Origin of the sequence: Bradyrhizobium sp. UFLA03-84, from assembly GCF_002289535.1 — a bacterium.
GTDB lineage: Bacteria > Pseudomonadota > Alphaproteobacteria > Rhizobiales > Xanthobacteraceae > Bradyrhizobium > Bradyrhizobium viridifuturi.
The window spans coordinates 152,623-179,055 of sequence record NZ_NSJY01000019.1 but is presented as its reverse complement, the minus strand read 5'-3'; the positions used below and the strand labels follow the sequence as shown (position 1 = coordinate 179,055).

Sequence of the window (26,433 nt, the reverse complement as noted above, 5' to 3'; positions counted from 1 at the left end):
GGATGGAGTCCTTCAAGTGGAAGTCACGCGATCAATGTCTGTTGTGCCGGATATGAAATCGAGCGCGGAGGACGGCCGACTTCATAGGAGCGGCATAGGATTTGAGGGAGGCTGTCAGATGTGCTGGACGAGGCCGGTGCCGAGCGCGCACAGCGCGACATAGGCGGTCATCTCGTCCCAGTGATTGAGGTTTGCGGCAAACGGCATTTCGCGCTTGAACAGCCCTGCGAGCGCACAGATCACGGCCGACATCCAGAGCAGCGTGACGAGGCCCCTGCCGAAGCCTGTGCCGGCGAACACGGCAAAGCCGATCATGATGGCGAGCCGGAAGCCGAACCGGACCATGACCTGGACCGATTGCAGCTGTCGCGGCAATTGCTTCGTGTTCACGATTGCGCCGCCGTCAGCCGATATTGTCGACCAGCAGCGGCTCGTAGAGCGAACGCGTGTCACGACGGACGGTGGGCACGCTGGTGCGATTTTCGGGCGTCGAGATCCGCTGCGCCTCGACGAAGCCGGAGAGAATCGCGAGCGCGAGATCCGTGTGGTGGGTTTCGATCGACTGGTCGAGCCAGTCGGGAAGCTCGCGTTCGCGCGACAAGGCGCAGTGCCACTCGCCCTCGTCATAGACCAGGCGGCGGATCTGCCATTGCGGCAGCTCGAGGTCGAGCAGTGCGATCGCGGCGTCGGTCCAGGCGCCGGACTGGATCAGGCGTTCGACGCGGGAGGTCTTGCCGCCCTGTCCGACCGAGGGAAAGCGCCGGCAGGTCTGGCTGATGATGTCGGCCATGAACTCGGCCGACACCGCATAGGCGTCGCGCAGCCGCTCGCCGAGGTCGGTGGTGTTTTGCGATAGCACGGACATGGCGTCATCTCGTCATACGCGCGGCCCCGGAAGGAGTGGTTCAAGGCATTGGCCGCAGGCCCAAAATGGTCCCGATGCCCGTTGGAAAACGAGATGAAGGAGGGGGCGGAGATATAGGGATTCCATAAAGATGGAACCTCTCCTGTCGTCCTGGCGAAAGCCAGGACCCATAACCATCGCCGTTGGTTGCCGGCTCAATGTCTTGCCGCGTGCCCCTTCCTGAGGCCGCGGCGTTTCGGTCCTGGCTTGCGCCAGGACGACAGCGGAGAGCGGCGTGGCACTTATACGATTCCTATAACGTCCTTATGCGCGACCTCTCGAAAACCTATGCCCCGGGTGGCACCTCACGGTCATCCGGTGCGGGTCGGCTATACGGCCGCCCGCGCCCCTCGGACGCATAGGAGTCTCTCATGATGGACATTCTCATGGCGGCGCTGGCGATCGGCTTCTTCGCGGCCGGCATCGGCTACGCCTACGCCTGCGAACGGCTGTAACGGAGGCGGCGATGATCTTCGATTACTCGCTCGCCGGCCTCGTCTCGCTCGGCCTGTTGTTCTACCTCACTTACGCGTTGCTGCGGCCCGAACGCTTCTAGGCGATCCGCGATGTCAGCGCTTTGCACAATTCTGTTGGCCGACGCGGTGCTGACCGGGCTGTTGCTCGGCCTGTTCGCGTCGCTGCTGCGCTTCGTTCCCATTCGAAAGGTTTGACGCGATGACCGTCATCGGCTGGATTCAAATACTTCTGTTTTGCGCGATCGTGATCGCGCTGGTCAAACCGCTCGGCTGGTACATGACCCGCGTGTTCAATGGCGAGCGCACCTTCCTGTCCCCCGTGCTGCGCCCGCTCGAGCGCGGCATCTACTGGGTCGGCGGCGTCGACGAGCGCCGCGAGCAGCACTGGCTGACCTACACGGTCGCCATGCTGCTGTTCCATGTCGGCGGCTTTGCGCTCATCTACGGCCTGATGCGGCTGCAGGCGGTGCTGCCGTTCAACCCGGCCGGACAGACGGCGGTTGCCGAGGATCTCTCCTTCAACACCGCGATCTCCTTCATCACCAACACCAACTGGCAGAACTACGGCGGCGAGAGCACGCTGTCCTATCTGGTCCAGATGCTGGGCCTCACCCATCAGAACTTCCTGTCGGCGGCGACCGGCATCGCACTCGCGATGGCGCTGATCCGCGGCTTCACCCGCTCGTCGATGCGCACGGTCGGCAATTTCTGGGTCGACGTGACGCGCTGCACGCTCTATGTGCTGCTGCCGATCTGCATCGTCTACGCGCTGTTCCTAGTCTGGCAGGGCATGCCGCAGACGCTCGGCGCCTATGTCGACGCCACCACGCTGGAAGGCGGCAAGCAGACCATCGCGCTCGGACCGGTCGCCTCGCAGGTGGCGATCAAGATGCTCGGCACCAATGGCGGCGGCTTCTTCAACGCCAACGCCGCGCATCCGTTCGAGAACCCGACCGCGCTGTCGAATCTCGTGCAGATGGTCTCGATCTTCGCGCTCGGCGCGGCGCTGACCAACGTGTTCGGCCGCATGGTCGGCAACGAACGCCAGGGCTGGGCGATCTTCGCCGTGATGGGCCTGCTGTTCATCGCCGGCGTCACCGTCACCTATTGGGCGGAAGCCAACGGCACCTCGGCGTTGCAGGCGCTCGGCCTCACCGGCGGCAACATGGAGGGCAAGGAGGTGCGCTTCGGCATCGTCGCGTCCTCGCTGTTCGCCGTGATCACCACAGCCGCGTCATGCGGCGCGGTCAACGCCATGCATGACAGCTTCACCGCGCTCGGCGGCATGATCCCGCTGATCAACATGCAGCTCGGCGAAGTCATCGTCGGCGGCGTCGGCGCCGGGTTCTACGGCATGCTGCTGTTCGTCGTGCTGGCGATCTTCGTCGCCGGCCTGATGGTCGGCCGCACTCCGGAATATGTCGGCAAGAAGATCGAGGCGCGCGAGGTCAAGATGGCGATGCTCGCGATCCTGGTCCTGCCGCTGATGTATCTCGGCTGGACCGCGGTCGGCGTCGTGCTGCCGTCGGCGGTGGCCTCGATGGCCAATGCCGGCCCGCACGGCTTCACCGAGGTGCTCTATGCCTATACCTCAGCGACCGGCAACAACGGCTCGGCGTTCGCGGGACTGACCGGCAACACGCTGTTCTACAACCTGACGCTGGCGTCGGCGATGTTCGTCGGCCGCTTCTTCATGATCGTGCCGGCGATGGCCATTGCAGGTTCGCTGGTCGAGAAGAAGTCGATCCCGGCCTCGGCGGGCACCTTCCCGACCACCGGCGGGCTGTTCGTCGGCCTCGTCATCGGCGTGATCCTGATCATCGGCGGTCTGACCTTCTTCCCGGCGCTGGCGCTCGGGCCGATCGTCGAGCACCTCGCGATGAACGCCAACACCCTGTTTTGATCTGATATGTCCGGAGTGACATCCATGGAAACCACAAGACTGCAGAAGCAGGTGACGGCGTCGACCATGCTCGACCCGAAGATCCTGGTGCCGGCGATCAAGTCGGCGTTCGTCAAGCTCGATCCGCGGTTGATGGCGAAGAACCCGGTGATGTTCGTGGTCGAGGTCGTGGCGGCGCTGACCACCCTGATCTTCGTGCGCGACCTCGTCACCGGCAACGCCAATCTCGGCTTCACTTTCCAGATCATCCTCTGGCTCTGGTTCACGGTGCTGTTCGCCAACTTCGCCGAGGCGGTCGCCGAAGGCCGCGGCAAGGCGCAGGCGGAGTCGCTGAAGAAGACCCGCACCGAGAGCCAGGCCAAGCTCTTGACCGGCACCGACCGGACCTTCCGCATGGTGCCGGGCACCTCGCTGAAGGTCGGCGACATCGTGCTGGTCGAGGCCGGCGACAACATCCCGTCCGACGGCGAGGTGATCGAAGGCGTCGCCTCGGTCAACGAAGCCGCGATTACAGGTGAGTCTGCGCCCGTGATCCGCGAATCCGGCGGCGACCGTTCGGCGGTCACCGGCGGCACTCAGGTGCTGTCGGACTGGATCCGCGTCCGCATCACCGCGGCGCAGGGCTCGACCTTCATCGACCGCATGATCAAGCTGGTTGAGGGCGCCGAGCGGCAGAAGACGCCGAACGAGATCGCGCTCAACATCCTGCTGGCGGGCCTCACCATCATCTTCGTGTTCGCGACCGTGACGATCCCGAGCTATGCGGCCTATGCCGGCGGCTCGATCTCCGTCGTGGTGCTGGTGGCGCTGTTCGTCACCCTGATCCCGACCACGATCGGTGCGCTGCTGTCGGCGATCGGTATCGCCGGCATGGACCGCCTGGTGCGCTTCAACGTGCTGGCGATGTCCGGCCGCGCGGTGGAAGCCGCCGGCGACGTCGACACGCTGCTGCTCGACAAGACCGGCACCATCACGCTCGGCAACCGCCAGGCAACCGCGTTCCGCCCGATCCGCGGCGTCTCCGAGCAGGACCTCGCCGACGCGGCGCAGCTCGCCTCGCTGGCCGACGAGACGCCGGAGGGCCGCTCGATCGTGGTGCTCGCCAAGGAGAAGTACGGTATCCGCGGCCGCGACATGCATGAGCTGGCCGCGACCTTCGTGCCGTTCACCGCGCAGACCCGGATGAGCGGCATCGATGCCGGCGCGTCCTCGGTCCGCAAGGGTGCGGTGGACGCCATCCTCGCCTATATCGACGGCGGCGAGCCCCGCACCGTCGCTTCGGGCAACACCATCCGCTCGGTCGCTGCGACGATGAGCGCGGAGGCGCGCGAGATCCAGACCATTGCCGACGAGATCGCCAAGGCCGGCGGCACGCCGCTGGCGGTGGCCAAGGACGGCAAGCTGCTCGGCGTCGTGCATCTCAAGGACATCGTCAAGGGCGGCATCCGCGAGCGCTTCGCCGAACTGCGCCGCATGGGCATCCGCACCGTGATGATCACCGGCGACAACCCGATGACCGCGGCCGCGATCGCGGCCGAGGCCGGTGTCGACGACTTCCTGGCGCAGGCAACGCCGGAGGACAAGCTCAAGCTGATCCGCGACGAGCAGTCCAAGGGCAAGCTGGTCGCGATGTGCGGTGACGGCACCAACGATGCGCCGGCGCTCGCGCAGGCCGACGTCGGCGTCGCCATGAACACCGGCACGCAGGCTGCCCGCGAGGCCGGCAACATGGTCGACCTCGACTCCAACCCGACCAAGCTGATCGAGGTGGTCGAGATCGGCAAGCAGCTCTTGATGACCCGCGGCGCGCTGACCACGTTCTCGATCGCCAACGACGTCGCAAAATACTTTGCGATCATCCCGGCGATGTTCCTCGCGTTCTATCCGCAGCTCCAGGTGCTGAACGTCATGCATCTGGCCAGCCCGCAGAGCGCGATCCTGTCGGCGATCATCTTCAACGCGCTGATCATCATCGCGCTGATTCCGCTGGCGCTGAAGGGCGTCAAGTATCGCGCGGTCGGCGCCGGCGCGCTGCTCCGTCGCAACCTGATGATCTATGGCCTCGGCGGCATCATCATCCCGTTCATCGGCATCAAGGCGATCGACCTCATCGTCGCCGCCCTGGGCCTGGCTTAAGGAGCCGCAATCATGTTGAGAGAAATTCGTCCCGCCATCCTCGTGCTGGTGCTGCTGACCGCGATCACGGGGCTTGCCTATCCGCTCGCCATGACGGCGATCGCCGGCGCGATCTTCCCGAAGCAGGCGCAAGGCAGCCTGATCGAGAAGGACGGCAAGGTCATCGGCTCCGCCCTGATCGGGCAGGAGTTCAAGGAGGAGAAGTATTTCCACGGCCGGCCGTCAGCGACGGTCGCGCCCGATCCGAACGATTCCTCCAAGACCGTGCCGGCGCCCTACAACGCGGCCAATTCCGGCGGCTCCAATCTCGGTCCGACCAGCAAGGCGCTGAACGACCGGGTCAAGGAGGATGTCGAGAAGCTGAAGGCGGAGAATCCGTCCGCCAGCGTGCCGGTCGATCTCGTCACCACCTCGGCCAGCGGGCTCGATCCCGACATCTCGCCGGACGCCGCGCTGTTCCAGGTGCCGCGGGTTGCCAAGGCGCGCAGCATGTCCGAGGACGCGGTGCGTCAGCTGGTGACGCAGAACACCCAGGGCCGGTTCGCCGGCGTGCTCGGTGAGCCCCGCGTTAACGTTCTTGCGCTCAACCTCGCACTCGACGCGGCCAAGCCGAAATAGGGGAGTAGGCCCGCTCTCGCAGGATGACTATATTGCGGTATGGCCAATCAGCGTGACCCCCATAAACGACCCTCGCCGGATGCGTTGCTTGAGGCAGCGCGTCGCGAGACCGATCGATCGGGGCGGCTGAAGATCTTCATCGGCGCCGCACCCGGCGTCGGCAAGACCTACGAGATGCTCTCGAGCGCCCACGCCCGCCTCAAGGCGGGCGTCGACGTCGTGGTCGGTGTGGTCGAAACCCACGGGCGGGCGGAGACCGAGGCGCTGCTGAAGGGCCTCGAAGTGATACCGCGGAAGCGGCTGAGCTACCAGACGCTTGAGGAGATGGACCTCGACGCCCTGATCGCGCGGCGGCCGCAGCTGGCGCTGGTCGACGAGCTGGCCCACACTAACGCGCCGGGCAGCCGGCATCCCAAGCGCTATCTCGACGTCGAGGAGTTGCTGTCGCACGGCATCGACGTCTACACCGCGATCAACATCCAGCACATCGAGAGCCTGAACGACGTCGTCGCGCAGATCACCCATGTGCGGGTGCGCGAGACTGTCCCCGATTCGGTGGTTGACCGCGCAGACGCCATCGAGCTGATCGACCTCACGCCCGACGATCTGATCCAGCGGCTGAAGGAGGGCAAGGTCTATGTGCCCAAGCAGGCCGAGCGGGCGCTGGAGCACTATTTCTCTCCCGGCAATTTGACTGCGCTGCGCGAGCTGGCGCTGCGCCGCACCGCCGAGCGGGTCGACGAGCAGCTGCTCAACCACATGCAGGCCAATGCGATCCAGGGCCCCTGGGCCGCCGGCGAGCGCATCCTTGTCTGCCTCAGCGAGGACCCGCGTGCCGCGGGCCTGGTGCGCTACACCAAGCGCCTGGCCGACCGGCTGCACGCGCAGTGGACCGCGGTCAGCATCGAGACGCGGCGCAGCCTGCAACTGACCGACGAGCAGCGCGACCGGCTCGCCGACACCATGCGGCTTGCTGAATCGCTTGGCGGCGAGGCGCTGACGCTGCCCGGCGTCGGTCGCCGTATCGCCGACGACGTCATCAATTTCGCCCAGGCCAACAACGTCACCCAGATCATCATCGGCAAGTCGACGCGCTCGCGCTGGTTCGAGCTGACGCACGGCTCGGTGGTGCACGATCTGGTGCGCCGGGCCGGCAATATCAGCGTCAACGTGATCGCCGGCGACGAGCTGCCGGTCGGCAAGGCGGCAGTGCAGACTGCGCAGCGGCAGGAGCCGTTCAAGCCGCAGCCCTACCTGATGGCGCTGCTGCTGACGGCGATCGGGCTCGGCGCCGCCAAGCTGATCCAGCCGTTCTTCGGCATCGAGAATGTCGACCTCGTCTTCATCACCGCGGTGGTCGGCGCCGCGGCGCGCTACGGCCTGTGGCCGTCGCTGCTGGCGAGCGTCGCGGCGTCGCTGTGCTACAATTTCTTCTTCCTGCCGCCGGTCTACACCTTCACCATCACCGACCCGACCAACGTTGCGGCGTTCTTCTTCTTCATGCTGATCGCGCTGATCGTCTCCAATGTCGCGGCGCGGGTGCGCACCCAGGCCGACACCGCGATCGGCCGGGTCCGCACCACCGAATCGCTCTACGCCTTCAGCCGCAAGCTCGCGGGCACCGCGACGCTCGACGACGTGCTGTGGGCGACCGCCTACCAGATCGCGCTGATGCTCAAGGTCCGCGTGGTGCTGTTGCTGCCGGAGGGCGGCATGCTGACGGTCAAGAGCGGCTATCCGCCGGAAGATCAGCTCGATCAGGCCGACCTCGCCGCCGCCAACTGGGCCTGGGGCAACGACCGCCCGGCCGGTCGCGGATCGGACACGCTGCCGGGTGGCAAGCGGCTGTTCCTGCCGATGCGCACCGGCCGCGGCCCGATCGGGGTGATCGGCATCGACGACGACCGCACCGGGCCCTTGCTGACGCCGGACCAGCGCCGGCTGCTCGATGCGCTCGTCGACCAGGGGGCGCTCGCGATCGAGCGCGTGCTGCTGGTCGAGGACATGGACCGGGTCAAGCGCACGGTCGAGTCCGACCGACTGCGCGGCGCGCTGTTGACCTCGATCTCGCACGACCTCAAGACGCCGCTCGCCTCGGTGCTCGGCTCAGCCTCGGCGCTGCGCGATCTCGAAGCCAATTTGAGCGATGCCCAGAAGCATGATCTGCTCGCCACCGTGATCGACGAATCCGAGCGGCTCAATCGTTTCATCGCCAACCTGCTCGACATGACCAAGCTGGAGTCCGGTGCGATCGTGCCCAACACCGCGCGGCACGATATTGGCGAAATCGTCGGCAGCGCGCTGCGCAGGGCGGCCAAGATCCTGGTCCATCACCGGGTGTCGCTGGAACTCGCGGCCGATTTGCCGATGCTGGAGCTCGACGCCGTGCTGTTCGAGCAGGTGCTGTTCAACCTGCTCGACAACGCCGCCAAATACGCCCCTTCCGACACCACGATCTCGATCCGCGGCAGCCGTGAGCGCGGCGCCGTGGCGCTCCAGATCCTGGACGAGGGCAATGGCATTCCGGCCGCCGAGCTGGAAAGCGTGTTCGACAAGTTCTATCGCGCCGAGAAGGGCGACCATGTACGCCCGGGCACCGGCCTTGGGCTGGCGATCTCGCGCGGTTTCGTCGAGGCGATGCACGGAACGATCGCGGCGGCCAACCGCTCCGACCGCAGCGGCGCCGTCATCACCATCCGCCTGCCGATCCCGGCGGACACCAACGCGCTGGACACTGCCGCATGAACGCAACGCCGATCAAGGTCCTGGTCATCGACGACGAGCCGCCGATCCGCAAGCTGCTGCGGATGGGGCTGAGCACGCAGGGCTATGACATCCTCGAGGCCTCCAACGGCAAGATGGCATTGGAAATGCTGGCCGAAGGACCGGCATTGATCATCCTCGATCTCGGCCTGCCCGACATCCAGGGCCATGATCTCCTGCGCATGATCCGCGGTCGCAATGAGAGCGTGCCGATCGTGGTGTTGTCGAGCCGCGGCGACGAGGCCGGCAAGGTACAGGCGCTCGATCTCGGCGCCGACGACTACCTGACCAAGCCGTTCGGCATGGACGAATTGCTGGCGCGGCTGCGCGCGGCGCTGCGGCATCAGCTGCAGGTGCAGGGCGAGCGCCCGGTGTTCCGCTCCGGCGATCTCTCGGTCGACCTGGTGCGCCGGATCGTCAAGGTCGGCGACAAGGAGATCAAGCTGTCGCCGAAGGAGTATGACCTGTTGCGGGTGCTGGTGCAGCACGCCGGCAAGGTGCTGACGCATCGCTTCCTGCTGAAGGAATTGTGGGACGAGCTGACCGACGCGCAATATCTGCGGGTCTATGTGCGCCAGCTCCGCCAGAAGATCGAGGCCGACCCCGAGCGTCCGCAATTCGTGCTGACCGAAACCGGCATCGGCTATCGGCTGCGCGCGGGCGATTAGCTTCGGAACCTTCGCTCCGATCGAGGCTTGTTCTCCCTTATCGGGAGAGAAGCCATGGCAAGAAAGTACTCGCGGAAGGCATCTGATGATGTCGAGCGTGTGATGAAGAAGCGCAAGGCCGGGACGCTACGCAGCGGCCGTTCCAAGAAGAAGGTGACGAGCCGCAAGCAGGCGATCGCGATCGGCCTCTCGGAAGCGCGCGCCGAGGGCAAGAGGGTGCCGAAGAAGGCGTCCAAGAAGAAGACCGCGAAGACGCGGAAGACTGCCAAGAAGCGCAAGAGCTCGAACAAGAAGTAGGACGCCAAACGTATCCTGTCGTCATTGCGAGCCACCCGGTCGGCGCGAAGCGCCGCCGGATGACAGGCTCCGCGAAGCAATCCATCTCTCCACGCTCGGAACGATGGATTGCTTCGTCGCTTCGCTCCTCGCAATGACGGGGGATAGGTCTCACCCCGCCTTCCGCCGGCGCGCGCTCGAGCGATGCGCCTTCTTCGCCGCGCGGCGATGCGAGGCCGGGCGGCGCGCCGTGGATCGCCTTGCGCCGCCCTTGCGGTCCTTCAAGCTCTGCTTCAAGGCGTCCATCAGGCTCACCACATTGCTCGGCGTCTCCTCGCGCTCGGCGGCCTTGATCGGCTTGCCGGCGGCCTTGCGGCGAACGAGGGCCTTCAGTGCGGTCTCATACTCGTCCTTGAACTTCGACGGGTCGAAATGCGCGGCTTTGCTGTCGAGGATGTGGCCGGCGAGCTCGATCATGTCCTTGGTCACCTTCGGGCTCTTGATGTCGTCGAAATAGTCGTCGGCGTCGCGCACCTCATAGGGGTAGCGCAGGGTGGTGCCGAGCATGCCCTTGTCGAGCGGCTCGATCGCGATCACGTGCTCGCGGTTGGTCAGCACGATCCGCGCCAATGCGACGCGGTCCTGGTCCTTCATGGCGTCGCGGATCACCGCGAACGCGTCGATGCCGGACTTGCCGTCGGGCCGGATGTAATAGGGGTGGTCGAGGTAGCGCTTGTCGATCTCGCCCTCGGGCACGAAAGCGTCGATATCGATGGTGTGATTGCTCTCGATCTGGACTGCCTCGAGCTCGTCCTTCTCGATCTCGACATACTTGCCCTTGCTCACCTCGTAGCCGCGGCCCTTCTGGTCGCCCTCGACGACGTCGCCGGTCTCGGCATCGACCATCTGCTGCTTCAGCCGGTTGCCGGTCTCCCGGTTGATCATGTGGAAGCGGGTTTTCTCCACCGTGGTCGAGGCCGGATAGAGCGCCACCGGGCATGACACCAGCGAGAGCTTGAGCGTGCCTTTCCAGTAGGCGCGGGGAGCAGCCATGATCGTCTCCAAACAGCTTGAGTTTGGAACTTGAACGGATACCGTAGGTTTTGGTTCCTGATGGCCGCGCCGGGGCGGCGGCCGCCGTTTGCGCCGAGGCCTGCACGTGTCGCTGAGAAATCTCACCACCTATCGCAAGAAGCGCGACTTCGAGAAGACCAGCGAGCCGTCGGGTGACGTCAAGGTCGCGCCGAGCAAGCAGCGGCGCTTCGTGATCCAGAAGCATGACGCGACGCGGCTGCATTATGATTTCAGGCTGGAGTTCGACGGCGTCTTCAAATCCTGGGCGGTGACGCGAGGGCCCTCGCTCGATCCGCATGACAAGCGACTGGCAGTCGAGGTCGAGGATCATCCGCTCGACTACGGCGATTTCGAAGGTACCATTCCCGAGGACCAGTATGGCGGCGGCACCGTGCAGCTGTGGGATCGCGGCACCTGGGAATCCGACGATCCCGAGCGTGGCTTCAAGAAGGGCGACCTGAAGTTCACCTTGCACGGCGACAAGCTGCGCGGCAGCTGGGTGCTGGTGCGGATGAAGAACGACCGTTTCGGCGGCAAGCGCACCAACTGGCTATTGATCAAGCACCGTGACGAGTATGCGGTGGACGGCAACGGCGAAGCGATCCTCGACGAGGATCGCTCGGTCGCTTCCGGCCGCTCGATGGCCGAGATCGCGGCCGGCAAGGGCCGGGCGCCGAAGCCGTTCATGCTGGCCAGGGGGAACGGGAAGGGCAACGGCAAGGCCAAAGCAGATGCGGTCTGGCACTCCAATCACGGCATGGCTGCGGACGCGCGCGCCAAGACGAAGGCGCCGGCGCCGAAGGCAAAACTGAAGGCGCAATTGAAGGCGCCGCCAAAGGCGCAGCCGAAGCAGGTGTCCGACATGCCGGACTTCGTCGCGCCGCAGCTCTGCGCCGCGGTCGAGAGCCCGCCGAAGGCAGCGGGCTGGTGCCACGAGATCAAGTTCGACGGCTACCGCGTGCAGCTTCGCGTCGAGAATGGCGAGGCTGAGCTGAAGACCCGCAAGGGGCTCGACTGGTCCGACAAGTTCGGCGCGATCGTGAAGGAGGCCGGCAAGCTGCCGGACGTCCTGATCGATGGCGAGATCGTCGCGATCGACGCGAAGGGCATACCGCATTTCTCGACGCTGCAGGCGGCGCTCTCCGACGGCAAGACCGATCAACTGATCTTCTACGCGTTCGACCTGCTGTTTGCAGGCCACGAGGATCTGCGCCCGTTGCCGCTTGCCGAGCGCAAGGCGCGACTGCAGAAATTGCTCGCGGCGCGCAAGGGCAGGAATCCCTTGATCCGCTATGTCGAGCATTTCGAGGAGAACGGCGATGCCGTGCTGGAGTCCGCGCGCAAGCTCGGACTGGAAGGCATCGTCTCCAAGCGGCTCGACAGGCCATACCGGTCCGGCCGATCCGACGACTGGACCAAGGCGAAGGTTCGCGCCGGCCACGAGGTGGTGCTCGGCGGCTGGAAGACCACCAACGGCAAATTCCGCTCGCTGATGGCCGGTGTTTATCGCGGCGAGCATCTCGTCTTTGTCGGCATCGTCGGGACCGGCTTCGGGCAGGACACCGTTCGCCGCATCATGCCGGCGCTGAAGGCCGCCGCATCCGATACCAGCCCGTTCGGCGGCAAGGATGCGCCGAAGAAGACCCGCGACGTGCACTGGCTGAAGCCCGAGCTGGTTGCCGAGATCGAGTTCGCCGGCTGGACCGACGCCGGCAATATCCGCCAGGCCGCGTTCAAAGGCCTGCGCCAGGACAAGCCGGCGCATGAGGTCGAGGCCGAACGGCCGGTCGTAACCAGAGTGGTGAAGCCGATGGCGAAAGGGAAATCATCCGGTACGGTGATGGGCGTCGCGATCTCCCACCCGGACAAGGCGCTCTGGCCCGACGCCGGCGACGGCGCGCCGGTGACGAAGCTCGACCTCGCCAATTATTTCGAGGCGGTCGGCGAATGGATGATCGGCTATCTCAAGGGCCGGCCGTGCTCGATCGTGCGCGCGCCCGACGGCATCAAGGGCGAGACCTTCTTCCAGCGCCACGCGATGGCCGGTACGTCGAAGCTGCTGAAGCTCGCCAAGGTGTCCGGCGATCGCAAGCCCTATCTGCAGATCGACCAGGTCGAGGGCCTCGCTGCGGTCGCGCAGCTCGGCGGCCTCGAGCTGCATCCCTGGAACTGCGCGCCCGATGCCTATGACACGCCGGGCCGGCTGGTGTTCGATCTCGACCCGGCGCCCGACGTTGCGTTCTCCGATGTGGTCGACGCGGCCAAGGACATGCGCCAGCGGCTGACCGCGGTCGGCCTCGAGAGTTTCTGCAAGACCACCGGCGGCAAGGGCCTTCACGTCGTGGCGCCGCTGCTGTCAGGGGCGCGGGACAGGGTGACGTGGAAGGAGGCCAAGGGCTTCGCGCAGGGCATCTGCCAGTGGATGGCGCAGGATGATCCCGAGCGCTATCTGATCAACATGTCGAAGGCGAAGCGCACCGGAAAGATCTTCCTCGACTATCTGCGCAACGACCGGCTCTCGACTGCGGTTGCGGTGCTATCGCCGCGGGCGCGGCCGGGCGCGACGGTGTCGATGCCGTTGACTTGGCCGCAGGTGCGCGGCGATCTCGATCCGAAGAAATACACGGTCCGCTCCGTGCCGGCACTGCTCGCCAAGACCAAGGCCTGGGACGGTTATGAGGATGCGGCCTCGTCGATCAAGGCTGCGATGAAGAAGCTCGCGGCGCAGTAGCCTGTTATTGGGCGGGTTCGTGTCGTTAACTCACCTCGCCATACCCGCGAAAGCGGGGTATCCAGCACCCCGCGATTCCATCGCTGATGTCTCTGGAATACTGGATCACCCGCTTTCGCGGGTGATGACAGTCGTAGAGGTGGTAAGGATGCAACTCGCACCCCAGGCTACAGCCTTCCGAGCAGCAGCAGGATCAGCAGGATCACGATCACAAGGCCGAGCCCGCCGCCGCCATAGTAGCCGGTGCCGTAGAACGGTCCGCCGCCGATGCCGCTGAAGCCGCCCAGCAGCGCGATGACCAGAATGATAAGAATGATCGTTCCAATTGACATTGAGTCTCTCCTCAGCCCCGCGGGCTCACCGATCTCTGCCCTTCGGGTAGGGAAACAATCCGCAACTACGAAGGTTCCGGTTTCGCCGGTACGATAAAGCTGTGCGATCTTCCGTTTGGGTTGGAACAGAACTACATCAGCGGAATCCATCGAGGAGTGCACTGCGATGTCGGCTCCGTTGATCGTCTCGATTCCCCATAGCCTCGGCCGCGATGAGGCCATGCGCCGCCTGAAAACCGGCCTGTCGCGCACAGCGGCGAACGTGCCGGTCATGAGCGTCGAGGAGGAGCGCTGGGACGGCAACCGCATGAGCTTCCGCGTCCGCGCGCTGGGGCAGGTCGCCGCCGGGCATGTCGATGTCGAGGATAGCCATGTGCGCCTTGAGGTGACGCTGCCGTGGCTGCTGCAGCGCTTCGCCGAGGTCGCGCAGGCCGCTATCCAGAAGAGCGGGCAATTGCTGCTGACCAAGCGCTGACGCGCGGCGTCAGCCGTGCGCGCGGGCGCGTTTTGGGGCCTGCTTCGTGCCGGCCGCAGCCTTCACCTTCAGCACGGCGACCGGCAGCTTGGCGAACAATGTCGCGAGCTGAATTCTGCTGTCGCCGCCCGGGAGCGCGTATCCGGTCACGTCGATCTCGCCTTCAAAGGCTTCGGGGCGCGGCCAACTGCGTCCTCCTTGTGTGAACGGCGCAAATGCTCTGGCCGCCGCGACGATGACCGCCTCACGGCCATGACGCCGTGCGAAGGCGATGACATGCTCGCGATGCGGGCCGCTGACCGCGAGCGGCTGATAATCGCCGCTGGCGAAGACTTCGGGCAGCTCGTTGCGCAATCGCAGCAGATGCCGCGTCCACGCGAATTTCAGGCGGCCATCGCGCCAGCTCTCGGTCACCGCGCCCCAGTCGGGGGCTTCGAGCGCGGCGAGCGTTTCCGCACGTTCGGCAAAGGCGACCGGACGGCGGTTGTCGGGGTCAACGAGCGAAAGATCCCAGCTTTCGGTGCCCTGGTAGAAGTCCGGCACGCCCGGCATGGTCGCTTTCAGCGTGATCTGGCTCAGCGAGTTTAGCGCGCCGATCAGCGCGGTGCGCCGCGCCAGCGTGTCGAGTGCGTCGAGGAATTCGGGCGAGATCTTGCGGTCGAGGATCCGGTCGATGAAGGTCTTCACACCGGCTTCATAAGGCTCATGCGGATTGAGCCAGCTGGTTTCCTGCTTGCCTTCGCGGGCCGCCTTCAGCGCATAGGCCTGGATGCGCCCGAGCAGCGATGGATCGTCAGGGTCCCAGGCGCCGAGCAGGGCCTGATAGAGCATGTATTCAAACGTTGCCGATGGCGCGCGCATCTCGCCGTCCAGCAACAGATGCGGCGCGTTCAGCACCTTCCAGCGCGCCACCGCGCTGGTCCATTCGCCGGGGATTTCCGCAAGCGCCATGATGCGGGCACGCGCATCCTCGCCGCGCTTGGTGTCGTGGGTCGCGGTCGCCGTCATGCCGTGCGGCCATTCGCGGGCGCGTGTCGCCATCATGGCGTGGAATGTTTCGGGCGCAATCGCGCTCGCCGCCGGATCGCCGCCGACCTCGTTGAGCGCCAGCAGGCGGTGATAGCGGTAGAAGGTGGTGTCCTCCAGCGATTTCGCCATCATCGGCCCGGTAAATTGCTGCACCTTCAGCGCGAAGCGTCGCACCCGCGGCGCGCTGTGCGGCGGCCGGCCGGGCTTCAGCAGGTCCATGGTCAGGGCGTCGCGCAGGAAGTCGAAGATACCTTCGTCGGCGGCGAACCAGTCGGCGCGGGCGCGGGCGATGGTCTCGTCGATCAGCGCGCGGTCATGCGCGGTCGGGCCGGAGCCGGTGAGATAGGTGCGATAGACCGGGAAATGCAGCACGTAGAGCTCGAGCGCCTGCCGCAGGCTGTCTCCCGAGAAATCGCGGGTCGAATAGTGCCCACTGGCGATGCGTGCGACGAGCCGCGCCAGCACGGTGAATTCGCTGGTCAGCAACGTCTCCAGCACGCGGCGCTTGGCCTCGCGCAGCACCGGCGTCAGGTTCGGCGACTGGTTGCTGATCTGGCGCCAGATCTCGCTCAGCGGATCGAGGCCGCTGCCATCGACCAGCACCTGGCTGATCGTGTTCATCCATTCATAGCCGGTGGTGCCGTGCACGCCGGCGAATTTCGTCAGTCTCTCGTGCTCGCCGAGGATCTTCTCGATCACCATGTAGAACGGCCTGGCCTTGGCGCCCTGCGCTGATCGGATCAGGCGACGCAGCCGCTGGAAGTACTGCGCGGGATCGCGCAGGCCGTCGATATGGTCGAGCCGCAGACCCTGCAGCCGATCCTCCGCAATCAACCGCTGCACGAGGCTGTGGCTTGCCTCGAACGTGGCGGCGTCCTCGACCCTGAGGCCGGCCAGCGTGTTGACGTCGAAGAAGCGGCGGTAGTTGATGTCGCTGGAGGCGAGCCGCCAGTGGCCGAGCTTGTAGTGCTGGCGCTCCAGCAAGTGGTGCAGCGCCAGCGTCTGGGTGGAGCGATCCTCGCCGGCACGATAGGCATCGAGCCCACGCGCGATGATGTCGGCGCCGCCCTCGATCGCCTTGATCGCCGCCTTCAGCGTCGGCGCCTCCTTGCGGTTCGGATGGCGCAGGCCGCGGTAGCGCGCCGCCAGTTCGAGCAGCGCGCGCCCGGCCGGGCTGGCTTCGGCGCCAGCCTCGCGGACAATGCTCCGCAGCACCTCGCCATAGCGCTCCGGCGCGATCGGCAGGCGATGCTCGAAATACCAGGCGGAGAAACTGCCTTCGTTCGCGTCGTAGCGCAGCTCGATTTCGCCGCGTTCCAGCGCCTGGCCGTAGGACGAGCCGAGGATCGGCAGCAGCACGCCGCCACGCGCGCGGTAGGGCAACTGGTCCCAGTCGATGTCGAAGGAGACCGCGTGCGGCGACACCGGTCCCCATTCCAGCACGTCGAGCCACCACGGATTGTCGGCAAAATGCACGCCGACATGGTTCGGCACGAAATCCAGGATCAGGCCGAGGTCGTTGCGCTTCAACGCGTCGCTGAACCGCGCAAAACCGGCTTCGTCGCCGAGTTCCGGATTGAACTTGGTGTGGTCGACGACGTCATAGCCATGGGTCGAGCCCTTGCGCGCCTTCATGAACGGCGAGGCATAGACATGGCTAATGCCGAGCGCCTTCAGATACGGCGCCACGTGGGCTGCGGCATCGAAGTCGAAATCAGCGGTGAGTTGCAGTCGGTAGGTTGCGATCGGGATCGCCGGAGGCATTGTGCTATCCGATGTGCCAGCGCACCGCCCAGCCGGGGAGGTCGCCGGACAACGCGCGGCCCCAGATCGCAGTTCCCTTCGGCTCCGGCGCGCCGGGTATGTCCCGATCGGACAGATTGGCGGTCAGCCACAGCGTGCGGCCATCGCCCAGCCGCCAATGCGCGGTCAGGAGATCGCCCGTGACGCGGTCGCCGCCGAAGCTTGCCCCTGGGAGCCGCGGCGTGATCTCGCGCCGCCGTATGGCGAGCAGGTCGCGCACCAGCGCAAGCCGCGTGCGCGCCGGATCGCGGCCGAGCGCCGCCCAGTCGAGCACGGCCGACCGCACCGTCGCCTCGGCGAGCGGATCGGGAATCTCGTCGCCATATTTGGCATAGGCCCAGGCGAACTCGCGGCGCCGTCCGGCGCGCACCGCGTTGGCGAGATCGCCCTTGAAGTCGCAGAAGAACGGGAACGGCGTCGTCGCGCCCCATTCCTCGCCCATGAACAGCATCGGTGTGTTGGGTGCGATCAGCGTGACCGCGAGCGCGGCCTCGACCGCTTCGGGCTTCGCGATGCTCTCGAGCCGATCGCCGAGTGGCCGGTTGCCGATCTGGTCGTGGTTCTGCAGAAAGTTGATGAAGCAGGTCGGAGACAGCGCGCCGCTCGGCTCGCCGCGGGCCTTGCCGCCCCAGAACTCCGAGATTTCACCCTGATAGATGTAGCCGGACGACAGTGCGCGTGCGAGGTCCTGCTTCGGCGCCCGGTAGTCGCCATAATAGCCCTGCCTTTCGCCGGTCAGCAGCACATGCCAGGCGTGATGATAATCGTCGTTCCACTGGCCGCGGAATTTGCCGTCCGGCGGGTCCTCGGCGGCATCGAGCAGGCTCGCAATGTTGTCGCCGTTCTCCAGCACGAGGTTGATCTGCCGGCCGGTCTCGGCCGCGAGCTGGCCGGCGGCCTTGCTGAAGTCGTGAAGGATGGAGATTTCGCCGGCTTCGACGATGGTGTTGACGGCGTCGAAGCGCAGTCCGTCGAAGCGATAGTCGCGCAGCCAGCTCACCACGCTGCCGATCGCGAACGCGCGCACTTCAGGCACGCGGTAATCGATCGCGCTGCCCCATGGCGTATGTGCGTCGCTGAAGAAGCTCGGCGCATAGCGGCCGAGATAATTCCCCTCGGGGCCGAAATGGTTGTAGACCACGTCGAGCATCACCATCAGCCCGCGCAGATGCGCCTCGTCGATCAGGGTCTTGAGGTCCTCAGGCCGGCCATAGGCGCTGTCTGGCGCGTACCACAGTACGCCGTCATAGCCCCAGTTGCGCTTGCCGGCGAAGTCCGCCAGCGGCATCAGTTCGAGCGCGGTGACGCCGGTCGCCACCAGATGATCGAGCTTGTCGATCATGGCGCGGTAGGTGCCCTCCGGCGTGAAGGTGCCGACATGGGCTTCGAGGACGACGGCCTCGTGCCAGGGCCGTCCGCGCCATTGCGTCGCGCGCCATTGGAAGGCTGCGTGATCGATCACCTCGCTCGGGCCGAACACGTCGTCCGGCTGGAATGCGGAGGCGGGATCGGGCGCATCGACCTCGTCGTCGATGCGGAATTTGTAACGGGTGCCGGCGCGCGCGCCCGGGATTTCGGCGACGTACCAGCCGGCCGCATCGCGCGTGAGCGCGTGCGGCTTGTCGAGCAGCAGGTGGACGCGCTTCGCCGCCGGCGCCCAGAGCCGGAAGCGCGTGCCGTCAGCGGTGAGTTCCGGTCCGAAATGCCGCGCGCTCATGCGGAGCCTGCAAATGCCAGCACCGAACGCGGCGGTGCGGTGGTGTCGGCGCCGGACGCAATCTGCTCACCGGTCTGCTCCGACTTCGTCGTGTTCAGAACCTGTTGCCAGCTCTTGTATTCCGCCATCCTCGGCATCCTGAACACGATCTCCTGCGGCGCGGCATTGAGCACGATAAAGATCGGCGCCTGACCTTGTTCCATCGGGCCCAGCACGTAGGCGAGGAACCGGCTTTCCGGGAATTTCCAGTCGGATTCCTTCATCTCCTCCGCCGCCGGCGTCAGCCAGAGCACGCCATAGCTGCCGTCGGTGCGGCGGCCGTCGAGCCAGCTCTGGCAGCGGATCTGGCCGAAGCGCTGGCGTAGCGCGGTGAGATGGCCGATGAAATCGATATCGTCGTCGTCGCTGCCCAGATTCTCCCAGCCGATCCAGCCGGTCTCATTGTCCTGGCAATAGGCGTTGTTGTTGCCGTCCTGGGTGTTGGCGACCTCGTCGCCGGCAAGGATCAGCGGCGTGCCCTGCGCGAGCAAGAGGCAGGCCAGCGCGTTCTTCCTGAGCTGGCGGCGCAGCGCGATGATCGCAGGATCGTCGGTCGGGCCTTCATGGCCGCAATTGTTGCTGTGATTGTCGTTGGAGCCGTCGCGATTGTCCTCGCCATTGGCCTCGTTGTGCTTCTCGTTGTAGCTGAACAGGTCGGCGAGCGTGAAGCCGTCATGCACCGTGATGTGGTTGATGCTGGCGCGGGTCGCGCGGTTGTCATGGTGAAACAGGTCCGAGGAGGCGGTCATGCGGCCGGAGATATCGCCGATCAGGCTGCCTTCGCCGCTCCAGTAGCGCCGCATCGCGCTGCGATAGCGGTCATTCCACTCCGACCATTGCGACGGAAACGCGCCGACCTGGTAGCCGCCGAGGCCGAGGTCCCAGGGTTCGGCGACCATCTTGGCGGTCGCCAGCACCGGGTCCTGGCGGATCGCGGTGAGGAAGGCGTGGTTGCGGTCGAAGCCGTTCGGCCCGCGCGCCAAAGTGGTCGCGAGATCGAAGCGGAAGCCGTCGACATGGCAGACCTCGACCCAGTAGCGCAGCGAATCCATCACCATCTGCAGCACGCGCGGATGGGTGAGGTTGACCGAGCTGCCGCAGCCGGTGAAGTCGTCGTAGAAGCGCGGGTTCTCGCGGTTCAGCCAGTAGTAGGAGGCATTGTCGATGCCGCGGAAGCACAGCGTCGGGCCCATATGGTTGCCCTCGGCGGTGTGGTTGTAGACGACGTCGAGCAGCACCTCGATGCCGGCGTCGTGCAGCCGCGCCACCGTGGTGCGGAACGAGTCCAGCGCATTGTCCTGGGCGTAGCGCGCTTCGGGCGCGAAGAACGCGATGGTGTTGTAGCCCCAGTAATTCGAAAGCTTCTTCTCGACCAGGACGCGGTCGTCGATCAGGCCATGGATCGGCAACAGCTCGATGGTGGTGACGCCGAGCCGCTTGAGGTGGTCGATCATCGCCGGCGATGACAGCCCGCCATAGGTGCCGCGCAAATTCGGCGGCACGTCCTCGCGCTTTTGGGTCAGGCCCTTGACGTGGGCCTCGTAGATGATGGTGTCTGCCCAGGGAATCTGCGGCCGGATTTCGCGGCGGCCCCAGTTGAAGGTCTCGTCGACCACGACCGCCTTCGGCATGCCGCGGGCATTGTCGCGTCGGTCGAACGACAGATCCTCGCGCGCGCTGCCGGTGCGATAGGCGAAATGCGCGTCGCTCCACACCAGCCGGCCGGCGAGCCGCTTGGCGTAGGGGTCGAGCAGCAGCTTGTTGGCGTTGAAGCGGTGGCCGCGCTCCGGCGCGTAGGGCCCGTAGACGCGATAGCCGTAGAGCTGGCCCGGCGAGACGTCGTTGAGATAGCAATGCCAGACGTCCTCGGTGCGCTCCGGCATCTCGATCCGCTCGAGCTCGCGGCGGCCCTGGCCGTCGAACAGGCACAGCTCGACCTTCTCCGCATTCGCCGAGAACAGCGCAAAATTGGTGCCTCTGCCGTCCCAGCTTGCACCGAGCCGTGCGGACGTACCCCCGGTCAGTCGCATGAATCAGCTTTCCGGTACGAGGAAGATCGCAGCCAGCGGCGGGATGGTCAGGCTCAGTTCCGGCGTGGCGCCCTCCGAAGCGCGCACTTCGCCGATATTGCCGACATTGGTGCCGCCGTAATGCGCGGAATCCGAGTTGAACACCTCGTGCCACTTGCCCGCGAACGGCACGCGGACGCGATAGTTGCGATAGACGTTGGGCGAGAAATTCACGACCACGAGGCAGCGGGCGCGCGCATCACTGCCCTTGCGGATCCAGCCGAACACATTGTTGTTGGCATCGTCAGTGATGACCCATTCGAAGCCGGCCTGGTCGCAATCCAGCTCATGCAGCGCCGGCAGCGCGCGGTAGAGCCGATTGAGATCGCGGACCAGGTTCTGGATGCCGCCGTGCCGCGGCTGTTGCAGCAGATGCCAATCGATCGAGTAGTCGTGATTCCACTCGCGCTCCTGGCCGAACTCGCAACCCATGAACATCAGCTTCTTGCCGGGATGGCCGAACATGAAGCTGTAATAGGCGCGCAGATTGGCAAAGCGCTGCCAGTCGTCGCCGGGCATGCGGCCGAGGATCGAGCGCTTGCCGTGCACGACCTCGTCGTGGGACAGCGGCAGGATGAAGTTCTCCGAGAAGGCGTAGTGCAGGCCGAACAGGATGTCGCCGTGATGGAATTTGCGGTGGATCGGATCCTTGCCGATGTACTTCAGCGTGTCGTGCATCCAGCCCATGTTCCACTTGTAGCCGAAGCCGAGCCCGCCATATTCGACCGGGCGCGACACCTGTGGCCACGCGGTGGATTCTTCCGCCGCCGTCGTCGCCTGCGGGAAGTGCGCGAACAGCTCGGTGTTGAAGCGACGCAGAAAATCAATCGCCTCGATGTTTTCCCGGCCGCCATATTTGTTCGGGATCCAGCCACCCGCGGGCCGGCTGTAATCGAGATAAAGCATGGAGGCGACGGCATCGACGCGCAGCCCGTCGATGCCATAGCGGTCGAGCCAGAACAGCGCGTTCGACACCAGGAAATTGGTGACCTCGGTGCGCCCGTAATTGTAGATCAAGGTGCCCCAGTCGAGGTGCCGGCCCTGCAGCGGATTGGCGTGCTCGTAGAGCGCGGTGCCGTCGAAATTGCCGAGGCCGTGCGGATCGTCCGGGAAATGTCCGGGCACCCAGTCGAGCAGCACGGCGAGCCCGGCGCCGTGGCAGGCGTCGATCAGCGCCGCGAAATCGTCCGGCGAGCCGAAGCGGCTGGTCGGAGCGAACATGCCGGTCGGCTGGTAGCCCCAGGAACCGTCGAACGGATGCTCTGATATGGGCAGGAATTCGAGATGGGTGAAACCCATGTCGCTGGCATAGGCCGGCAGCTGCTCGGCCATCTCGCGATAGGTCAGCCACTCGTTGCGGCCCTTGCGGCGCCAGGAGCCGAGATGCACCTCGTAGATCGACATCGGCGAGCTCAGCGCGTTGACGCGCTCGGGCGCCGGGCGCGGGTGCGGGATCTTGCGCTCGTCGATCACGATCGAGGCGGTCTTCGGGCGCACCTCGGCGGCGAACGCCAGCGGATCGGACTTCAGCGGCAGATGCTGGCCGTTGCGCCCGATGATCTCGAACTTGTAGTGGTCGCCGACCCGTGCGCGCGGGACGAACAGCTCCCAATAGCCGGGGCCGCGCACCCGCATCGGATGCCGCCGTCCATCCCAGAAATTGAAGTCGCCGACCACGCTGACCCGCCGCGCGTTCGGCGCCAGCACCACGAAGCCGATACCCTCGACACCGTCGAGCGTCATCGGATGCGCGCCGAGCGTGTCATAGACCCGCTGATGCGTGCCTTCGCCGAGCAGATAGAGATCGAAATCGCTCAGGATCGGCGGAAAGCGGTAGGCGTCCTCCAGCTCGACGACGTTGTCGCCGAACCGGGCGCGGAGCTGGTAGCGCGTCGAGCCGTTCGGCAGCGGACCTGCGAACAGGCCGGCGTCGTGGATCCGCGTCAGCGGTGCCGTCTCGCCATGCTCGCCGATCGCCTCGACATTGGTCGCATCAGGCAGGAAGGCGCGCACGACGTTGCGATCCCCCTCGGTGTGGAGCCCGAGATAGTGGAACGGATCGGAGTGGCGGCCCTCGATGATGGCATAGGCCTCGGCGGGCAGTTTGTTCATGCAACCTCATGCGGCTGTTGCGCCAAAATCCTCAGCAGGCCGGTCAGCGGCACCCGCAGCCAATCCGGCCGGTTGGCCTGCTCATACTCAATCTCGTAGAAGGCTTTCTCAAGCAGGAAAAAGTTGAGCAGGCGATCGGCCGCCTTGGCGTCAGCGGGCCACAGCCGCTGGCCGGCCATGGTCTCGCGATAGGCCGCCAGCAGGGTCTCCGCGGCCTGGTCGCGCCATTCGGCCAAAGCGAGACTCAGCCTGCCGCTGTCGTCGGGGGCGACCTTGAGCGCGCGTTCCAGCGCCGCGGTCGCGGCATAGTCGATCGAGCGGATCAGGCCGGCGACGTCGCGCGCTGCCGGCGCCTTGCGCCGCCGCTCGGCGATGGTGCGGCCCGGTCCGCCGTCGAAATCGATGATGAAGACGTCGTCCTTGACCACCAGCAGCTGGCCGAGATGCAGGTCGCCATGGTGGCGGATGTTGAACCCGTCGGTCTCGCGCGGCAGCAACGCCTTGAGCCGCTCCGGCAGCATGTCGTGCTGGGCCTGCAATTGATCGGCCAGCAGCCGCTCGGCCTCCTTCAGGGAGCCGCGCCGCTGCTTCAGCGTGTCGAACACGCGCTCGGCGCGCGCCACGATCTCGTCGATCCAGCGCTGCAGGTCCTCGGACCTGGTCGGCTCGGGGGCGAAGTCGGGCAGGTCGCGGTTGCTGGCGAGCGCGATGTGCAGCTCGGCGAGACGCTTTCCGGCATGGGCCATGTGGCGCAGATAGGTTGCGTGATCGCCGCCGTTCTCGGCTGGGCCTTCGCTTGCGGCGAGCAGGCGCTGCCGTTCGACCAGGCGGTCGAGGTGCGAGGCGGCAACCGTCCAGAGGTCGCCCTGGTTGACCACCATCGCATGCAGCACCGCGATGGCGCTGCGCTTGTCGCCCTCGACCAGTTCAGAGGTGCCGAGCAGGGCCGGGGTGTTCGGAAAGTCGACCACTTCGGTGAGGAAGCGGCCCATCTCGATCTCCGGATTGATGCCGACCTCGAGCTTGCGGTAGATCTTGGTGACGTATTCATTGTCGACCAGCGCGGTCGAATGCGGCTGATCGTTCTCGAACACGCGGATGCGCTCGGGCTGCCGCACCGGCCGGTCGGAGAAGCGGCTGGTCGGCCGGAATTCCAGCTTCAGGCCCTGCTCGCCTTCGTCGACGGTGAGGTTTTCCCGCAAATTGCGCAGGAACAGGCCGGTGAAGATCTGGTCGGTGGCGACATCGAGCAGCGTGCCCTCGCGCGCGCCCTGGCGCACGGCGGCGAAGGCGCGCGGGTTGTAGCGCTCGCGGTCGAACCGCACCCATTCGATCTGCATCGGCAGCACGTAGCGGCTGGTGGTGCCGCGCTCCGTGGTTTCGAAGAAGATCAGCCAGGGCCGGTTGTCGCCGATGTCGCAGAACGGGACGGCCGACACCAGCGTCGGCTGGATCGCCTTGGCGGAATGCTCCGGGTACCAGCGCGAGCGGGCGAGATGGCCGGGCAGCACCTCGTGCTCGAACACGCCGCGCTCCCGCGCCAGCGAGGTCCAGGTGGAGTTGAGCGGCACGACAAGCGTCTCGAACTCCGGCACCGCCCGCGGCTTCACCGGCTCGGATTTGTCGCGCTCCTGCAGCTGGAACCAGTAGAAACCGTAGGGCGCCAGCGTGATCATGTAGGGCAGTTCGCCGATCGCGGGGAAGCGCGTGCGCCCGAGCATCTCGAGTGGAATGCGGTCCTTGAAGGCGGAGAGGTCGAGCTCGGTCGCCTGCGCCGAGCGCGACAGGTTGGCGACGCACAGGATGACCTCGCCCTGGTACTGCCTGACATAGGCCAGCACCGAGCGGTTCTCAGGACGGATGAAGGTCATGGTGCCGCGCCCGAACGCCAGTGTCGACTTGCGCACCGCGATCAGCCGCTTGGTCGCCGATAGCAGCGACGACAGGCTGCGCGACTGGGCCTCGACGTTGACGGCCTCGTAGCCGTAGACCGGATCCATGATCATCGGCGCGTAGAGCCGCGCGGGGTCGGCGCGCGAGAAGCCGCCGTTGCGGTCCGGCGACCATTGCATCGGCGTCCGCACGCCGTTGCGGTCGCCGAGATAGATGTTGTCGCCCATGCCGATCTCGTCGCCGTAATAGATAATCGGGGTGCCGGGGAATGACAGCAGCAGCGAGTTCATCAGCTCGATCTTGCGGCGGTCGTTGTCCATCAGCGGCGCGAGGCGGCGGCGGATGCCGACATTGATGCGGGCGCGCGGGTCGTTGGCGTAGGTCGACCACAGATAGTCGCGCTCGACGTCGGTGACCATTTCCAGCGTCAGCTCGTCGTGATTGCGCAGGAACAAAGCCCACTGGCAGGCCGCCGGGATGTCGGGCGTCTGCCTGAGGATGTCGGTGATCGGAAAGCGATCTTCCTGCGCGATCGCCATGTAGATGCGCGGCATCAGCGGGAAGTGATAGGCCATGTGGCATTCGTCGCCATGGCCGAAATATTCCTGCACGTCCTCCGGCCATTGATTGGCCTCGGCCAGCAGGATCTTGCCCTTGGCATAGGTGTCGAGCTCCTGGCGCAGCCGCTTGATAATGGCATGCGTCTCCGGCAGGTTCTCGTTGTTGGTGCCGTCGCGCTCGCACAGATAGGGAATGGCGTCGAGCCGGAAGCCGTCGACGCCGGTGTCGAGCCAGCGCTTCATCACCTGCACGATGGCGCGCACCACCCGCGGATTGTCGAAGTTAAGGTCCGGCTGGTGCGAGAAGAAGCGGTGCCAGTAGAACTGGCCGGCTTCCGGATCCCAGGTCCAGTTCGACTTTTCCGTATCGGTGAAGATGATCCGGGTATCGAGGTATTTCTGGTCGGTGTCGCTCCAGACGTACCAGCTGCGCGCGCTCGAGTTCGGCGGGCTGCGGCGGGCGCGCTTGAACCAGGCGTGCTGGTCCGAGGTGTGGTTGACGACGAGCTCGGTGATGACGCGCAGGCCGCGCTTCTTGGCCTCCTGGATGAAGCGCTTGAAGTCCTTCATGGTCCCGAAATCGGGATTGATGTCGCCGTAATCGCCGATGTCGTAGCCGTCGTCGCGGCCGGGAGAGGGATAGAACGGCAGCAGCCACAGCGCCGTGACGCCGAGCTCCTGCAGATAGCCGAGCTTCTCCGTCAGCCCGGTAAAGTCGCCGATGCCGTCATTGTTGCTGTCGGCGAACGCCTTGACATGCAGCTGGTAGATGATGGCGTCCTTGTACCACAGCTGGTCCGCGGTCTCGGTCGCGACCTTCGCCTCGGTATTGACGGAGGAGAATACGTTCATGAC

18 protein-coding genes are annotated in these 26,433 nt (G+C 65.7%); 9 read left to right on the top strand and 9 right to left on the bottom strand.

Going from position 1 to position 26,433, the window contains the following annotated elements; all coding sequences use genetic code 11:
• Positions 1–114 precede the first annotated feature (114 nt).
• Both CK489_RS38460 and CK489_RS38455 read right to left on the bottom strand, forming a co-directional pair.
• Positions 115–390, bottom strand: coding sequence for a hypothetical protein (locus CK489_RS38460; protein ID WP_095735980.1), 276 nt, complete (start codon positions 388–390; stop codon positions 115–117).
• 13 nt (positions 391–403) lie between these two features.
• A complete protein-coding gene (locus CK489_RS38455; protein WP_050626724.1) occupies positions 404–865 on the bottom strand; it encodes a hypothetical protein in 462 nt (153 codons plus the stop codon).
• A gap of 505 nt (positions 866–1,370) precedes the next feature.
• On the opposite strand from CK489_RS38455, the gene CK489_RS38450 reads away from it, so the two are divergent.
• The 7 genes from CK489_RS38450 (at position 1,371) to CK489_RS38420 (ending at position 9,765) form a co-directional block, all read left to right on the top strand.
• Positions 1,371–1,460: a K(+)-transporting ATPase subunit F gene (locus CK489_RS38450; protein WP_016846764.1), complete on the top strand. Its 90-nt coding sequence runs from the start codon at positions 1,371–1,373 to the stop codon at positions 1,458–1,460.
• Positions 1,461–1,579: 119 nt separating this feature from the next.
• Positions 1,580–3,283 carry a potassium-transporting ATPase subunit KdpA gene (gene kdpA / locus CK489_RS38445; protein WP_095735979.1) on the top strand — a complete coding sequence of 568 codons (1,704 nt, stop codon included), beginning with the start codon at positions 1,580–1,582 and terminating at the stop codon, positions 3,281–3,283.
• A gap of 24 nt (positions 3,284–3,307) precedes the next feature.
• Positions 3,308–5,419 carry a potassium-transporting ATPase subunit KdpB gene (gene kdpB / locus CK489_RS38440; RefSeq protein ID WP_050626726.1) on the top strand — a complete coding sequence of 704 codons (2,112 nt, stop codon included), beginning with the start codon at positions 3,308–3,310 and terminating at the stop codon, positions 5,417–5,419.
• Positions 5,420–5,431: 12 nt separating this feature from the next.
• The gene (locus CK489_RS38435) at positions 5,432–6,037 is read left to right on the top strand and encodes a K(+)-transporting ATPase subunit C (protein WP_050626727.1); all 606 of its coding nucleotides are present in this window, start codon (positions 5,432–5,434) and stop codon (positions 6,035–6,037) included.
• A gap of 39 nt (positions 6,038–6,076) precedes the next feature.
• Positions 6,077–8,782, top strand: a complete 2,706-nt coding sequence (locus tag CK489_RS38430; protein ID WP_095735978.1) for a DUF4118 domain-containing protein — start codon at positions 6,077–6,079, stop codon at positions 8,780–8,782.
• Positions 8,779–9,468: a response regulator gene (locus CK489_RS38425; protein ID WP_095735977.1), complete on the top strand. Its 690-nt coding sequence runs from the start codon at positions 8,779–8,781 to the stop codon at positions 9,466–9,468. Before CK489_RS38430 ends, CK489_RS38425 begins: the two co-directional genes overlap by 4 nt.
• A gap of 54 nt (positions 9,469–9,522) precedes the next feature.
• Positions 9,523–9,765, top strand: a complete 243-nt coding sequence (locus tag CK489_RS38420; protein ID WP_095735976.1) for a DUF6496 domain-containing protein — start codon at positions 9,523–9,525, stop codon at positions 9,763–9,765.
• 150 nt (positions 9,766–9,915) lie between these two features.
• Here the strand turns inward: CK489_RS38420 and ku are convergent, their stop codons facing one another.
• Entirely contained in the window at positions 9,916–10,797 is an 882-nt protein-coding gene (gene ku / locus CK489_RS38415; protein ID WP_095736075.1) for a non-homologous end joining protein Ku, read from the bottom strand.
• A 106-nt stretch (positions 10,798–10,903) separates the two neighbouring features.
• Here ku and ligD point away from each other — a divergent pair, with 106 nt between their 5' ends.
• Positions 10,904–13,549: a DNA ligase D gene (gene ligD / locus CK489_RS38410; RefSeq protein WP_095735975.1), complete on the top strand. Its 2,646-nt coding sequence runs from the start codon at positions 10,904–10,906 to the stop codon at positions 13,547–13,549.
• Positions 13,550–13,716: 167 nt separating this feature from the next.
• Here the strand turns inward: ligD and CK489_RS38405 are convergent, their stop codons facing one another.
• On the bottom strand, positions 13,717–13,881 hold the full coding sequence (locus CK489_RS38405) for a DUF3309 family protein (protein ID WP_021080901.1): 165 nt from the start codon (positions 13,879–13,881) through the stop codon (positions 13,717–13,719).
• A gap of 166 nt (positions 13,882–14,047) precedes the next feature.
• On the opposite strand from CK489_RS38405, the gene CK489_RS38400 reads away from it, so the two are divergent.
• A complete protein-coding gene (locus CK489_RS38400; protein WP_095735974.1) occupies positions 14,048–14,356 on the top strand; it encodes a polyhydroxyalkanoic acid system family protein in 309 nt (102 codons plus the stop codon).
• 9 nt (positions 14,357–14,365) lie between these two features.
• On the opposite strand, the gene treY is transcribed toward CK489_RS38400, so the two are convergent.
• Genes treY through treS form a run of 5 tightly spaced genes read right to left on the bottom strand, consistent with a single transcriptional unit; the run spans position 14,366 to position 26,430 of the window.
• The gene (gene treY, locus CK489_RS38395) at positions 14,366–17,149 is read right to left on the bottom strand and encodes a malto-oligosyltrehalose synthase (protein ID WP_095735973.1); all 2,784 of its coding nucleotides are present in this window, start codon (positions 17,147–17,149) and stop codon (positions 14,366–14,368) included.
• A gap of 4 nt (positions 17,150–17,153) precedes the next feature.
• Positions 17,154–18,905, bottom strand: coding sequence for a malto-oligosyltrehalose trehalohydrolase (gene treZ / locus CK489_RS38390; protein ID WP_095735972.1), 1,752 nt, complete (start codon positions 18,903–18,905; stop codon positions 17,154–17,156).
• Positions 18,902–20,974 carry a glycogen debranching protein GlgX gene (glgX, locus tag CK489_RS38385; RefSeq protein WP_095735971.1) on the bottom strand — a complete coding sequence of 691 codons (2,073 nt, stop codon included), beginning with the start codon at positions 20,972–20,974 and terminating at the stop codon, positions 18,902–18,904. The genes treZ and glgX overlap by 4 nt, the downstream gene beginning before the upstream one ends.
• A gap of 3 nt (positions 20,975–20,977) precedes the next feature.
• Positions 20,978–23,125, bottom strand: a complete 2,148-nt coding sequence (gene glgB / locus CK489_RS38380) for a 1,4-alpha-glucan branching protein GlgB (RefSeq protein ID WP_095735970.1) — start codon at positions 23,123–23,125, stop codon at positions 20,978–20,980.
• Complete coding sequence (gene treS / locus CK489_RS38375) at positions 23,122–26,430, bottom strand: maltose alpha-D-glucosyltransferase (RefSeq protein WP_095736074.1); 3,309 nt, start codon at positions 26,428–26,430, stop codon at positions 23,122–23,124. Before treS ends, glgB begins: the two co-directional genes overlap by 4 nt.
• Positions 26,431–26,433: the final 3 nt, after the last annotated feature.